13 protein-coding genes are annotated in these 12,976 nt (G+C 70.1%); 4 read left to right on the top strand and 9 right to left on the bottom strand.

The genetic code is table 11. The annotated features are described in order from the left end of the window. Positions 1–258: 258 nt before the first annotated feature. The 3 genes from AB0J40_RS06600 to AB0J40_RS06590 all read right to left on the bottom strand — a co-directional run bounded on the left by AB0J40_RS06600 (position 259) and on the right by AB0J40_RS06590 (position 2,550). Positions 259–582 (bottom strand): WXG100 family type VII secretion target, encoded by a 324-nt coding sequence (locus AB0J40_RS06600; protein WP_364448479.1) that lies wholly within the window; start codon positions 580–582, stop codon positions 259–261. Next, positions 582–1,115, bottom strand: a complete 534-nt coding sequence (locus tag AB0J40_RS06595; RefSeq protein ID WP_364448476.1) for a YbaB/EbfC family nucleoid-associated protein — start codon at positions 1,113–1,115, stop codon at positions 582–584. The genes AB0J40_RS06600 and AB0J40_RS06595 overlap by 1 nt, the downstream gene beginning before the upstream one ends. Before the next feature lie 142 nt (positions 1,116–1,257). Beyond that, entirely contained in the window at positions 1,258–2,550 is a 1,293-nt protein-coding gene (locus tag AB0J40_RS06590) for an MFS transporter (RefSeq protein WP_364448473.1), read from the bottom strand. 203 nt (positions 2,551–2,753) lie between these two features. Between AB0J40_RS06590 and AB0J40_RS06585 the strand changes: the two genes are divergently transcribed. Further along, on the top strand, positions 2,754–3,335 hold the full coding sequence (locus AB0J40_RS06585) for a YqgE/AlgH family protein (protein ID WP_364448470.1): 582 nt from the start codon (positions 2,754–2,756) through the stop codon (positions 3,333–3,335). On the opposite strand, the gene AB0J40_RS06580 is transcribed toward AB0J40_RS06585, so the two are convergent. After that, positions 3,332–3,751, bottom strand: coding sequence for an SdpI family protein (locus AB0J40_RS06580; RefSeq protein WP_364448467.1), 420 nt, complete (start codon positions 3,749–3,751; stop codon positions 3,332–3,334). The genes AB0J40_RS06585 and AB0J40_RS06580 overlap by 4 nt on opposite strands. A 66-nt stretch (positions 3,752–3,817) precedes the next feature. Here AB0J40_RS06580 and AB0J40_RS06575 point away from each other — a divergent pair, with 66 nt between their 5' ends. The 3 genes from AB0J40_RS06575 to AB0J40_RS06565 all read left to right on the top strand — a co-directional run bounded on the left by AB0J40_RS06575 (position 3,818) and on the right by AB0J40_RS06565 (position 8,800). Further along, entirely contained in the window at positions 3,818–4,978 is a 1,161-nt protein-coding gene (locus tag AB0J40_RS06575) for an esterase-like activity of phytase family protein (protein ID WP_364448464.1), read from the top strand. 153 nt (positions 4,979–5,131) lie between these two features. Beyond that, positions 5,132–7,972: a leucine--tRNA ligase gene (gene leuS / locus AB0J40_RS06570; protein WP_364448462.1), complete on the top strand. Its 2,841-nt coding sequence runs from the start codon at positions 5,132–5,134 to the stop codon at positions 7,970–7,972. A 90-nt stretch (positions 7,973–8,062) separates the two neighbouring features. Then, positions 8,063–8,800, top strand: coding sequence for an SDR family oxidoreductase (locus AB0J40_RS06565; protein WP_364448461.1), 738 nt, complete (start codon positions 8,063–8,065; stop codon positions 8,798–8,800). Here the strand turns inward: AB0J40_RS06565 and AB0J40_RS06560 are convergent. The 5 genes from AB0J40_RS06560 to AB0J40_RS06540 all read right to left on the bottom strand — a co-directional run bounded on the left by AB0J40_RS06560 (position 8,797) and on the right by AB0J40_RS06540 (position 12,767). Further along, the gene (locus AB0J40_RS06560) at positions 8,797–9,534 is read right to left on the bottom strand and encodes a TetR/AcrR family transcriptional regulator (protein WP_364448460.1); all 738 of its coding nucleotides are present in this window, start codon (positions 9,532–9,534) and stop codon (positions 8,797–8,799) included. The genes AB0J40_RS06565 and AB0J40_RS06560 overlap by 4 nt on opposite strands. 71 nt (positions 9,535–9,605) lie before the next feature. Further along, entirely contained in the window at positions 9,606–10,226 is a 621-nt protein-coding gene (locus tag AB0J40_RS06555) for a DUF3558 domain-containing protein (RefSeq protein WP_364448459.1), read from the bottom strand. Continuing rightward, positions 10,223–10,624 (bottom strand): hypothetical protein, encoded by a 402-nt coding sequence (locus AB0J40_RS06550; RefSeq protein ID WP_364448458.1) that lies wholly within the window; start codon positions 10,622–10,624, stop codon positions 10,223–10,225. Before AB0J40_RS06550 ends, AB0J40_RS06555 begins: the two co-directional genes overlap by 4 nt. Further along, positions 10,621–11,364, bottom strand: coding sequence for an ESX secretion-associated protein EspG (locus tag AB0J40_RS06545; protein WP_364448456.1), 744 nt, complete (start codon positions 11,362–11,364; stop codon positions 10,621–10,623). Before AB0J40_RS06545 ends, AB0J40_RS06550 begins: the two co-directional genes overlap by 4 nt. Beyond that, on the bottom strand, positions 11,361–12,767 hold the full coding sequence (locus AB0J40_RS06540) for a hypothetical protein (RefSeq protein ID WP_364448454.1): 1,407 nt from the start codon (positions 12,765–12,767) through the stop codon (positions 11,361–11,363). The genes AB0J40_RS06545 and AB0J40_RS06540 overlap by 4 nt, the downstream gene beginning before the upstream one ends. Positions 12,768–12,976 lie beyond the last annotated feature (209 nt).

The following is a 12,976-nucleotide window of genomic DNA, read 5'->3' as shown; positions in this document are numbered from 1 at the left end:
CTTGAAGTACGCCTCGTCGCCCTCGACGAACTTCTTCCACTGCTCGACGAACGCGTCCGCGCCGTCGCCCGTCCAGTTGTCGCGGACGCCCGATGCCGCCTGGTTACCCGTCTCCGAAACCGGCCCGACCGCCGACGACGCCGCGTGCCACGCGTCGCGCAGCGCCCGAAGCTTCGTCTCGTCGCCCTCCGGCCAGCTCTCGCCGACGACGATCGGCAGCAGCCACTTGACCGCGTCGGGCATCTCCATACCCACGGGTCATTGCCCCTTGCCGAGCTGCGAAGTCACGTCTTCGTCGGCGCCGGACAGCGCCTTCATCGACTTGGCGACGTTCTGCTGCATGCCGCGCAACCCCTGCACGAGGTTGGTGAACCCCTCGACGGCCCCCTGCGAACCCGGCACGTAGTCCTTCGCGAACTCCTTGCCGGAGTCGTCGCCGCCCCAGCACTCGCCCTGCGCGTCGAGGGCACCTTGCAACGTCTTCAGCGCGCTCTCCAGCGCGTCCGCCGCCGTCGTGAAACCGTTCGACGCGCGCAGGACGGCGTCGGGTTCCGCGGTGAACCCGGAGCCCCCTTCTGGCATCAGTCGCCCCTCGTCATCCAGGACGACGGCGGCTCCTCGTCCTCGTCGCGCGGCGGGCGGACGCGCTTGGGAGCGGGCTTGGGCGCGGGCATCGGCGGCGGCGCGGCCTCGTTGCGCAGGATCGAGCCGCCATCTTCGAAGGGCGCGGGTTGCGGCGCCGGCGCCTCGACGAAGTCGGGGATCTGCGGCACCAACCCGGCCAGCGACGGCGCGCCCTCGACGAGGTCCGCGAGGTCGGGCAGGCCCTCGGTGATCGGCGCCATCAGGTCCGCGATCTTCTGCTTGACCTGCAGCGTTCCCTGGCGCACGACCGTCTGGACGGTGTTCGCGAGCTGCGCCGGCGTCGTGCGTTCGAACGCGTTCGGCGCGATCTCGAGCTTCGCGAGGTTGCCGCCGGCGTCGATCGTCGCGCGGACCAGGCCGTCGGGGGAATTCACCTGCGCGGTGGTCTGGGCCGCCGCGGACTGGGCGTCCCGCAGCTGCGCCGTCTGCCGCTCGAAGTTCTCCAGGAGGGTGTCCATCTGGTCCTTCATCGCGGCATTGCGTGCTTCGAGCCGTGCACGGTCGTCGCCCGCGGTGGTCACAGGTGCCCCCGGTGTCCCTCGAACCTACTAATGACTTGCCGTCACCTTAATGCCAATGGAGCAGTCACCGTGACCGGTTCGGGTGTTTGCCTCAGCGAATCGCGCGGCGCCGCGCCAGCACGTAGCCGGCTCCGCCGACCAGGTAGCAGACGGTCGCCGCGATCAGCAGGCCCGGCGAGCGGCCGTCGTCCGGCACGACGAGCGCGCCCAGCGACACCGCCGCCACCTGGGTGATGTTGAACAGCGTGTCGTACAGCGCGAAGACCCGGCCGCGGGCTTCGTCGGCGACGTCGAGCTGGATCGACGAATCGACGCAGAGCTTCAGCACCTGGCCCGCGCCGGTGATGACGAACGACGCGAGCAGCGCCAGCGGCAACAGCATCGGCAGGCCCAGCGCGGACTGCGCGATCGCGGCGAGCAGCAGCGAACCGAGCACCGCGCGCACCCTGCCGAACTTCCGGAGCAGCCGCGCGGTCAGCAGCCCCGCGAGCAGGATGCCGGCGCCGGCGAGCGCGGCCATCTGCCCGAGCCCGGCCAGACCGGCGCGGAACACGCCGTGGTCGGTGAAGTAGTTCCGCATCAGCAGCACGGTGACCAGCAGCGACGCACCGAACGACGCCCGGTGCGCGAACAGCGCGATGAACCCGGCCGTGACGCTGGGGGCGCGCCACGCGTGCCGCGCACCGTCCGCCAGCCCGCGCGCGACGGCCACCACGGGGTTGGGTGGCTCGTCGACCACCGACGGCCCGAGCACCCCCCGCGCGAAGCCACGCGCGATGAAGGCCGACACCAGCGTGCCGAGCACCGCGAACACCGTGGTCTCGGCCGATCCGAGGTCGTTGCTGCCGAAGAGCGCGCGCAGGCCGATCGCGCAGCCGCCGCCGACGACGGCGACCGCCGAACCGAGTGTCGTGGCGAAGGCGTTCGCCGTCACGACGCTCTCTTCTTCGACGACGTGCGGCAGCGACGCCGAGAGGCCGGAACCGATGAAGCGCGAGATCCCCTCCGCGGCAAGTGCCAGCGTGAACAGGCCGAGCCCGCCCAGCCCGAAGCCGACGGCGGCCGCCGCGGCGACGATCGCCAGGCCGCGCAGGAGGTTCGCGAAGATCAGCACGCGACGCCGGTCCCAGCGGTCCAGCAGGGCGCCGGCGAACGGCCCGACGACGGAGTACGGCAGCAGCAGCGCGGCGAACCCGCCCGCGATGGCCAGCGGATCGGCGGCGCGCTCGGGGTTGAACAGGACGGCTCCGGCGAGGCCGGCGCGGAAGACGCCGTCGCCCCAGCTGGCGGCGAAGCGCGTGAAGAGCAGCCGGCGGAAGTCCGGATCCTTGAGCAGCTCGCGCGGCCCTCTTCGCGTTGTCGCCGTTCGAGCGCTGATCGTCACGAAGCCAGGGTAAAGGGTGGCCGACGCACTAAGGTCGCCTCTCGGCGGCTATGCGCAGTGTGGCTCCAGCCGGACGGTATTCCACAAAGGCGGTTCTTCAGTGAGCCCGGGGGACACTGAGTGCGCCGGCCACATGTTTCAAACGAGGCTCTTGGGGCGATTGTTCCCGAGCCGAAGTAATTCGCCGGGCCAGGGGTGGGATCATGGGTCGCGTGCCAGCGGACGCCGAGGTTGAACCGGGAACGCTCCTGGTCGCCGCCCCCACGATGGTCGACCCCAACTTCAAGCGGACCGTCGTGTTCGTCATCGATCACCGCGACGAGGGCACCCTCGGCGTCGTCCTGAACCGGCCGAGCGACGTCGCCGTGCACGACGTCCTGCCGAACTGGGGCGGGCACGTCGCCGAGCCGCAGGCGGTGTTCGTCGGCGGGCCGGTCGAGAAGAAGACGGCGCTGTGCCTGGCCGCGCTGCGCACCGGCGAGACGGCGGCGAGCGTGCCGGGCGTGATCGCGGTCCGCGGGCCGGTCGCGCTGGTCGACCTGGACACCGATCCCGAGGTGCTGGTGCCGAAGGTCCGCGGCGTGCGCGTCTTCGCCGGGTACGCGGGCTGGGACTCCGGTCAGCTGGCCGGCGAGATCGAACGCGACGACTGGGTCATCGTGCCCGCGCTGCCGAGCGACATCCTCGCCTCGCCCGACGGCGACCTGTGGAGCCAGGTGCTGCGCCGCCAGGGCATCCCGCTCGCGCTACTGGCCACCCACCCGGGCGACCTCCAGCGGAATTAAGCGTCTTCCTTCTTGAAGACGCCGCAGCCGCCGGCACCACACGCGCAGCCGCTGCAGCCGGCGGGCGCCGTCGGAGCCGGCGCGGGCACGGTCAGCGCGGCCCGGTTGCCCAGCACCCCGCCGCCCATGACCAGCACCAGCATCGCGAGCACGCCCGCGAGCGCGGCCGAGACGAGACCGGCGGTCGTCGGCATGGCCAGGCCGGCCAGCCCGGTGAGCACGGAGATCGCGCCCCCGGCCATGGTCGGCAGCCCCGCGACGCGGTTGGCCAGCTTGAACGCCTCTTCGCTGCGCAACGCCGCTTGGGTGCGCACGCCGGTGCCACCCTCGCGCGTCAAGCGCTCACGGAACCCGAGAAACCCACCAAAGCCGACGAGCAGACCCAGCACGACCGGAACCAGCGCGATAGCGAACACGGGGTCAAGGATAAGCGTGACGTCCCGGCAACCTGCCGGATACCCTGATCGACTGTGCTACAGGCCATGTCACCGCGTGTACTGCCCACCGTCCTGACCGCTGCCCTGATCGGGGGAATCCTCGCCGCGGCGCCGGCGAGTGCCACCGAGAGTCACCAGCGGCCCATCCGGCTGCTCGGCGAGCAGATCGTGCCCAACGCCCTGCAGTTCCAGGGCACTACGGTCGGCGGCCTGTCCAGCATCGACTACGACCCGCGGACCGGCGGCTACGCGCTGATCTGCGACGACCGGTCGGCGATCAACCCCGCACGCTTCTACACGGCGACGTTCCCGGTGTCGGCGAACGGCGTCGGCCCGGTCACCCTCACCGGCACGAAGCCGCTCCTGCGCCCCGACGGCACGCCGTACCCGCCGCTCACCCAGAACGACCCCTCGAAGCCGCAGAACGAGCAGACGATCGACCCGGAAGAGCTGCGCGTCGACCCGTGGACCGGCGACTACTACTGGTCGCAGGAGGGCGAGCGGACCGCGACGACGTTGATCGACCCGTCGATCCGCGAGGCGCGCCGCGACGGAAAATACGTCCGCGACCTGCCGATCCCCGCGAACGAGAAGATGACGCCGACGGCCGGCCCGCGGCAGAACCTCGTGCTCGAGGGCATCACGTTCACCGGCTTCGGCGCGCTGCTGGCCAGCGAGGTCGAGGGCCCGCTGCTGCAGGACGGCCCGGAGCCGACCACGACGTCCGGCGCGCTTTCGCGGATCACCCTGCAGTCGCGCTTCGGGCCGGTCCTGGCGCAGTACGCCTACCCGCAGGAGCCGCTGTTCGCCGCGCCGGTGCCGCCCACGGCGTTCGCCACCACGGGCGTGTCCTCGATGCTGGCCGTCGACCAGGCCGACCCGACGAAGTTCCTCATGATGGAGCGCTCGTTCAGCACCGGCGTCGGCAACAAGGTGCGCGTCTACGAGATCGACACGAAGGGCGCGACGAACGTCCTGAACGTCAAGTCCCTGGCCGACGCCAAGAACGTGAAGCCGGTGAAGAAGCGGTTCCTGTTCGACGCTGCCGACCTCGGGTTGTCCACTGTAGACAATCTCGAGGGCATGACGTGGGGGCCGAAGCTGCCGAACGGCGAGCGCAGTTTGATCTTGGTCAGCGACAACAACTTCTCCGCGACCCAGGTCACCCAGTTCGTCGCACTGGCGGTCCCCTCCGAACGGCTTTGACCAGCAAGTTACGATGTGCATATGAACACGGCTCGGCTGCTCCTTAGCCTGCCGCGCTGACCGGGCCCGGCCCGGCCGGCGCGGCGACCCCTCATGCCCTGGTGGCTGAGGGGTCGAGTTGTTTCTGGAGTGGCTCCGACGGAGGAAGACGTCATGACTGAGGCGACAGGGACCGACGTCCCGGCGCACCGCTACACGGCCGCGCTGGCGGGTCAGATCGAGCAGCGCTGGCAGGACCACTGGGCCGACCAGGGCACCTTCCACGCGCCCAACCCCGTCGGGCCGCTCGCCGTCGAGGGGCAGCCGGTGCCCAGCGACAAGCTGTTCGTCCAGGACATGTTCCCGTACCCGTCGGGCTCCGGCCTGCACGTCGGGCACCCGCTGGGCTTCATCAGCACCGACGTCTTCGCCCGGTACCACCGGATGATCGGGCGCAACGTGCTGCACACGATGGGCTTCGACGCGTTCGGCCTGCCGGCCGAGCAGTACGCCGTCCAGACCGGGCAGCACCCGCGCAAGACGACCGAGGAGAACATCCGGACCTACCTGCGCCAGATCCGGCGCCTGGGCCTGGGCCACGACGAACGCCGTCGCATCTCCACGATCGACCCGGAGTACTACCGCTGGACCCAGTGGATCTTCCTGCAGATCTTCAACTCCTGGTACGACACCGAGGCGGGCAAGGCGCGCCCGATCGCCGAGCTGGAGGCCGCGTTCGCGGACGGCTCGCGCCCGACGCCGGACGGCCGTGACTGGGCGGCGCTGAGCGCGTCCGAGCGGAAGAAGGTGATCGACGACCACCGGCTGGTGTACATCTCCGAAGCGCCGGTCAACTGGTGCCCGGGCCTGGGCACGGTCCTGTCGAACGAAGAGGTCACCGCCGACGGCCGCAGCGAGCGCGGCAACTTCCCCGTCTTCCGCCGCAACCTGCGGCAGTGGATGATGCGGATCACCGCGTACGCCGATCGCCTGGTCGACGACCTGGACCTGCTGGACTGGCCGGAGAAGGTCAAGTCCATGCAGCGGAACTGGATCGGCCGCTCGCACGGCGCCCGCGTCACGTTCACCTCCGGTGACCACGGCATCGAGGTATTCACGACCCGGCCGGACACCCTGTTCGGCGCCACCTACATGGTGCTGGCGCCGGAACACCCGCTGGTCGACGAGCTGGTCACGCCGGCGTGGCCCGAAGACGTCGACGAGCGCTGGACCGGTGGCGCCGCGACGCCCGCCGAGGCGATCAAGGAGTACCGCGTCGCCGCGTCGCGGAAGTCCGAGCTGGACCGGCAGGAGAACAAGGAGAAGACCGGCGTCTTCACCGGCGCGTACGCGACGAACCCGGTCAACGACAAGAAGATCCCGATCTTCGTCGCCGACTACGTGCTGATGGGCTACGGCACCGGCGCGATCATGGCCGTCCCCGGCCAGGACGTCCGCGACTGGGAGTTCGCCGAGAAGTTCGGGCTGGACATCATCCGGACCGTCCAGCCGTCCGAGGGCTTCGACGGCAAGGCGTTCACCGGCGACGGCCCGGCGATCAACTCGGGCTTCCTGGACGGCATGGACGTCGCCGAGGCCAAGAAGACGATCATCGACTGGCTGTCGGAGAAGGGCGCCGGCACCGGGACCGTGCAGTACAAGCTGCGCGACTGGCTGTTCTCGCGTCAGCGGTACTGGGGCGAGCCGTTCCCGGTGGTCTACGACGAGGCCGGTGAAGTGCACGCCGTTCCCGAGTCGATGCTGCCGATCGAGCTGCCGGAGGTCGCCGACTATTCGCCGGTGACGTTCGACCCGGAGGACCGCGACTCGACGCCGTCGTCGCCGCTGGCACGCGCGACCGAGTGGGTCGAGGTCGAGCTGGACCTGGGCGACGGCCCGAAGAAGTACCGCCGCGACATCAACACGATGCCGAACTGGGCGGGTTCCTGCTGGTACCAGCTGCGCTACCTGGACCCGACCAACTCCGAGACGTTCTGCGCGCCGGAGAACGAGCAGTACTGGATGGGCCCGCGGCCGGGCGAATACGGCGCGGACGACACCGGCGGCGTCGACCTGTACGTCGGCGGCGTCGAGCACGCGGTGCTGCACCTGCTGTACTCGCGGTTCTGGCACAAGGTGCTGTTCGACCTGGGGCACGTGACGTCCAAGGAGCCGTACCGGAAGCTGTTCAACCAGGGCTACATCGAGGCGTACGCGTACACCGACTCGCGCGGTGTCTACGTCCCGGCGGAGCAGGTCGAGGAGCGCGACGGCAAGTACTTCTACAACGGTGAGGAAGTCACCCAGGAGTACGGCAAGATGGGCAAGAGCCTGAAGAACGTCGTCACGCCGGACGAGATGGCCGAGAACTACGGCGCCGACACGTTCCGGTTCTACGAGATGGCGATGGGCCCGCTGGCCATGTCGCGCCCCTGGGCGACCAAGGACGTCGTGGGTGCGCACCGGTTCCTGCAGCGGCTGTGGCGCCTGGTCGTCGACGAGACGACCGGCGAGCTGCGAGTGTCCAATGAGGACGCTTCCGAGGCGGACCGCAAGGTGCTGCACAAGACCATCGCGGGCGTCCGCGAGGACTACGCGGAGATGCGGTTCAACACGGCCGGCGCGAAGCTGATCGAGCTGAACAACCACGTCACCAAGGTGTACGGCGCGGCCGCGTCGACGCCGCGTGAGCTGGCCGAGCCGCTGGTGCTGATGCTGGCGCCGCTGGCCCCGCACCTGGCCGAAGAGCTGTGGCACCGGCTGGGCCACGTGGACTCGCTGGTGCAGGGCCCGTTCCCGGTGGTGGACGAGAAGTACCTGGTCGAGGACTCGGTCGAGTACCCGATCCAGGTCAACGGCAAGGTCCGGTCCCGGGTGACGGTCGCGGCTTCCGCGTCGCAGGACGAGGTCCAGGCGGCGGCACTGGCGGACGAGAAGGTCGCGGCGATGGTCGGCGACGGCTCGCCCCGCAAGGTGATCGTGGTGCCGGGCCGGCTGGTCAACATCGTCCTGTAGCGCGCTGTCGGAAAGCCGCCGGTAGTCGGCGGTCATTCCCGATTTGATTGAGCTGTCAACGAAAACGGCTTGATCGAAGGAGAACCGGGGATGACCCTCGACGGCAAGGTGGCGCTGGTGACGGGCGGCAGCCGCGGCATCGGCGCGGCCACGGCACTGCGGCTCGCCGAGGACGGTGCGGACGTCGCGCTGACGTATGTGAACAACGGCGCGCGGGCGGCCGAGGTGGTCGAGAAGATCAAGAACCTCGGCCGTCGCGCGCTGGCGATCCAGGCGGATTCGGCGGACGCCGCGGCGGTTTCGGCCGCCGTTTCGGCTGCGGTGGCGGAGTTCGGCCGGCTGGACGTGCTGGTGAACAACGCGGGCGTCGGATTCGTGGGCGCATTCGGCGAAACCTCGCTGGAAGACGTCGACCGAGTGCTGGCGGTGAACGTCCGCGGCGTGTTCGCGGCGACCCAGGCCGCGGCCGGCGTCCTGGGCGACGGCGGCCGCGTGATCACGATCGGCAGCTGCGTCACGGACCGCGTGCCCGGCCCGGGCATGGCGCTGTACGCGACGAGCAAGGCGGCGATGGTGGGCCTGACCAAGGCGTTGGCGCGTGAGCTGGGGCCGCGCGGCATCACCGTCAACCTGGTCCACCCGGGCCCGACGGACACGGACATGAATCCGGCCGACGGCCCGTATGCGGCGGACCAGGCCGCGATGACGGCGGTTGACCGCTACGGTTCGCCGTCCGAGGTGGCCGCGGCGGTGTCCTACCTGGCGGCCCCGGCGAGCGCGTACGTCACGGCGGCGGTGCTGTCGGTGGACGGCGGCCACGCGGCCTAGCTGGAGTAGAGCCCGATCTCCCGGGCGAGGTCGATGAGCATCGCCTCGAACAGGACGTCCGGCTTGGACATGGGGATCGGGTAGTTGCCGAAGACCTCGAGCGTGACGTGCCCGTAGAGCCGGGCCCAGAACTGGATCATCAGGTACGTCACGCCGAGGTCGATCTTTTCGACGGGCACGCCTTGGTCGGACTCGACGAGCACGGCGACCAGGGACTCCTGGAAGGTCTTCAGGTCGTCGCGTAGCTCGTCGGGCACCCCGCTGGCAGAGGGCAGCACGATGTCGTGCCGCGCGAGCACCCGCCCGGCCGCGGCCAGGAAGATGCGCCCGAAGGGCTCGTCGACCCGGCTCAGCGCGGAGCCGGCGGTGGACCCGACCCCGCCGGTCGGGGACGCGAAGACGAGCGTGAATTCCTTCGTGTGGGTGAGCGCCCAGCGCCGGAAGCCCTTGCAGATGGCGAACAGCTGCAGCATGCCGTCATCGGGCAGCTCGGCGATCTCCTCGGCGAGGTCGTCGGCCAGGTCGGCGCAGACGTCCAGCCGCAGGTTCTCGACGAGGTCGTCCCGGGATTCGTAGTACCGGTAGAGCGCGGGCGCGGTGATCCCCAGCTCCCGCGCGATGGCGCGCAGGGTAACCGCCTCCGGCCCCTGCTCGACGAGCAGTTTCCGGGCGGTCCGCCGGATGTCCTGTTCGGTAGCCGCACGCGCGCGACCCCTCCGCGTGGGGTGGCTCATCCGAACAGTCTAGGTGCTTACTACGACAAATCTTGCATTAACGCGATCTCGCCCGTAACGAAAGGCGCAGCTCAGGCGCGCGCCTTGAGGTTGGTCAACACGGTGTCGGCCACGCCCCGCCCGAGCTGGCAGGCGTCCTTGCCGGCCTGGACCGCGGAGTCACCGATGCTCAGCGAGACCGAATACGACAGCTCATCGGAGATACCGACGACTACTACACAGGTCCGGTTGTCGGTCGTCCCGACGTCCACGTATCCGACCGCGGGGTAACCCTGGATCGGCTCGAGGTCGTCGACCCAGCGCTTGGCCTTGGGCTTCTCGTTCTTGTAAGTGAGGCTAATACCTTGGCCAGTCTTCGTCTCGTAGACGAGGAAGATCCCGGCCGAACTCCCCGAGTCGCTGGCCCAATCGCACGTCGGCCCCAGTTCGGAGTCCTTCGGATCGGGAGGATCCGTTCGGCCGAGGTAGCCTTGGACCTGTTCGGCGGTGAGTCCTGAATCGCACGGATTCCCGTTCAGCACCTTGGCCGGTAGCGGGTTGTCGACCTTCGGGGCCCCGCTGTTCGGAAGCACAGGAGTGCTGGCGAGTGCTGGCGTCGGCGTGCCGGATAGCGCCTCTTTGCCGCTACAAGAAGTCAGCAGCGTCGTCCCGGCAGCGAACACCGCCGCGATGACACGAATCCGATACGTCATTCGAGCGACCCCTTGATCGTCTTGGTCGAATCCGCTGCTTGCTGGTCTGCGGCCTCGGTGATGCCGAGTGCCTGCCGCAATCGGCGGATCAGTTCGGAGTAGTAGTTGTACTGGTACTGCAGGTGCCCTTGGTAATACGCGCCGGTCTCGTTCACCCCGTTCGGTCCGAGTACGGCTGCTTGACTGACTGGCTCCTCAGCCGGGGGCACTGCCCTGGTCAGTGATTCGGCGGCCCGCATCTGCTTGCTGAGCTCTTTGTGCTGGTCCTCCGCCTTCGCGAGCATCGCCCGCATTTCCGAGCTGCTCATCGCGAACCCCTGCCCACCGGCAGGCGCCGCCCCCGCGCTCGGCAGGTCCGTGGCCCAGAAGCCGATCCCGCTGAAAAACGAGCTCGTCATCGTCCTCCCCCTAACCCGTTCAGGGTCGCGTACAGCACCTCGGTCAGTGCACCCCGGGTCCCCGGCTGGAAGCTGACCATCCGCTCACGCCCCGGGTACACGTACGTCAGCACGCGCCCGGTCCCAGCCACGTCCACCACGGTGATCGGCGCACTGCGAGAACCCCTGTTCACGGCGTAGCACTGGTGCAGCCCTGTCCGCCGGGCCGCCATCAGCCGACGGGCCCACGGCAACGGGTCCCGCCCCCGGTCGGCGGTCGGGTCGTCGAGGTCGTAGGACTCCTCCACCGCCCGGCCCGAGAACCGCGCCTCCGGGATCGAAACCGGCGAAATCCGCGCTGGCGGCACCGGTGGCAGCACGTCCACCAGCGACTCCGCGATCCGCGACGGCTCCACGACGTCGATCCGGACCGTGTCGTCCTTCCGGATCAGCCGGAGCGCGTCCGAGCCAGCTGCGGAGACGAGCACCGCGCCCGACTCGTCCGCTTCGATGTCGCCCAGCCAGCCCGTGAACTGGTGGGCGCCCTTCGCAAGGACGCGCAGGACGTCGCGGAACTCCCGCGTCAGCGTGCCGCCCGACGCGAGGCGGAGCGAGGCCAGGACGTCGAGGACGGTTTCTTCGAACCGCTTGCGGGTTTCGTCGCCGAGCCAGAGGTTGTCGGCGCCGAGGACCGCGGGCGGCGGGCCGTGCCGTTCCCACTCCCACGCGGTGAGCAGGGCCGCCTTGGGCAGGAAGATCACAGCCCGATCACCGGCGGGACCGTCCGCTCGTCGGAGCCGCCGAAGATGCTCTCCGGATCCGCTTCCACCAGGTAGGACGCGCGCTGGTGCTCCGCGTCCTCCTCACCCTTGCCACCCTTGGCTCCGTGGCCCATGCCGCCCATCCCCGGCGAACCCGGCTTGCCCGCCGCGCCGCCACGGATCCCGCCGGCCGCGCCGGGACGTCCTTCGCCCGGGACGCCGGCGCCGGTCGCCGCGCCCGGGCCGCGGGCACCCGCGCCGGTGCCGCCGCTCGCGCCGGACGACGAACCCGGGCCGAAGCCGCCGCCACCCGGGCCGAAACCGCCACCCGGGCCGAAACCGCCACCAGGGCCGAAACCGGGCCCGAAGCCGGGACCGGACCCACCGCCGGGCCCCGAGCCGGGGCCGAAGCCCGTCCCCGGTGGCTGGTAGCCCGGCGGATATTGCGTCGACGGCGGCGCGTAACTCTGCGCGCGAACGCTGTCGTCCACGCCGGGCGGGTGCGACCCCAGTGGCGTGACCTGTCCTGGCGGCGTGACCTGGGCCGGCGGAGGTGGCGGCGACACGACCGGCGGGTGCACCGCCGGCGGTGGCTGCACCTGCGCGCCGATCGACCGGTCGTCGTCGCCACCGGTCGTCGTCCGCTTCCGGGCCGGCGGCTCGACGGGCTTCTTCGGGTCCTGCACCTTGAAGTCTCCGCCGGTGTACTCGCGGAGCTGGCCGTAGTCGATCGTCCGGGCCGCGGTGTTCGAGCTGGACTGCTGCGAGTACGCGTTGTACCGCTCGACGTTCTCCTGGGCCTTCTGGTTGTACTGGTTGATCTGGTCTTCGGTGTCGGTGTCCCACGGCGTCACGACGTCCCAGGCGCTGCGTGTCGGCGGCTGGTCGGTGACGTCCTTGTGCAGCGAGTTCTTCATCTGGTGGAACTGGTCGATCTGCGTCTGGGCCAGCGTCGAGTTGCGGTCCAGGGCCGTGGACGCCGAAACCGCCGACGCCGTCAACGGCTGGAGCCGCTCCCGGGCCGCGTCCGAGGCGCCGCCGGTCCACGCGGACTCCAGGCCGGAGGTCAGTTCACGCGTGCCGTTCTCGAGCTGGCGCTGGTACTCCGACTGCTTGGCCCCCGCCTGGCGCACGTCCTCCAGAGACCCGGTGCCGCGACCGTTCTCCACGGCCTGGACCAGCTGACCGGGTGACAGCCCGGAAGCCTGCGGGTTCGCCGCCCCGGTGCCGGTCTGCGAGCCGACGTAAGCCCCCGCGACGGCGCCGGGAATCCCGCCCGCGAGCAGGCCGACGCCCGCGCCGGTCAGGACGTTGCCGAGCCGCTCACCCCCCGAATGGACGGCGTGCGCGATCTCGGACCCGACGTGCTTGGCAGCGTCGAGCATGTCGCCGAACAACCCCACCGAACCGCGCTCCCCTCGCGTTCGATTCCCCCTCTTGCGTCACGCACAATACCCCACCGGTTACCGGCTGTGCGAAGAATCGCCCAGGTCGGGGGCCTGCTGTGGGCCCCTGAACAGCGCGAGCATCAGACTGACCGCCCGGACGGGTGGGGAAAAACCGAACTCCCCCGAAACTGTCGGACCGATGTGCCACACTCGGTCGCCGTACG

Origin of the sequence: Amycolatopsis sp. NPDC049691, from assembly GCF_040675005.1 — a bacterium.
Lineage (GTDB): Bacteria > Actinomycetota > Actinomycetes > Mycobacteriales > Pseudonocardiaceae > Amycolatopsis.
Note: the sequence above shows the minus strand (reverse complement) of the source record. Positions and strands in the feature narration are given on the sequence as shown.

What these genes read in the sequence shown, in the direction of transcription:
- AB0J40_RS06600 (WP_364448479.1), bottom strand. Translation starts at nt 582, where the DNA reads ATGCCAGAAGGGGGCTCCGGGTTCACCGCGGAACCCGACGCCGTCCTG.
- AB0J40_RS06595 (WP_364448476.1), bottom strand. Translation starts at nt 1,115, where the DNA reads ATGAAGGACCAGATGGACACCCTCCTGGAGAACTTCGAGCGGCAGACG.
- AB0J40_RS06585 (WP_364448470.1), top strand. Translation starts at nt 2,754, where the DNA reads ATGGGTCGCGTGCCAGCGGACGCCGAGGTTGAACCGGGAACGCTCCTG.
- AB0J40_RS06575 (WP_364448464.1), top strand. Translation starts at nt 3,818, where the DNA reads ATGTCACCGCGTGTACTGCCCACCGTCCTGACCGCTGCCCTGATCGGG.
- leuS (WP_364448462.1), top strand. Translation starts at nt 5,132, where the DNA reads ATGACTGAGGCGACAGGGACCGACGTCCCGGCGCACCGCTACACGGCC.
- AB0J40_RS06565 (WP_364448461.1), top strand. Translation starts at nt 8,063, where the DNA reads ATGACCCTCGACGGCAAGGTGGCGCTGGTGACGGGCGGCAGCCGCGGC.
- AB0J40_RS06560 (WP_364448460.1), bottom strand. Translation starts at nt 9,534, where the DNA reads ATGAGCCACCCCACGCGGAGGGGTCGCGCGCGTGCGGCTACCGAACAG.
- AB0J40_RS06555 (WP_364448459.1), bottom strand. Translation starts at nt 10,226, where the DNA reads ATGACGTATCGGATTCGTGTCATCGCGGCGGTGTTCGCTGCCGGGACG.
- AB0J40_RS06550 (WP_364448458.1), bottom strand. Translation starts at nt 10,624, where the DNA reads ATGACGAGCTCGTTTTTCAGCGGGATCGGCTTCTGGGCCACGGACCTG.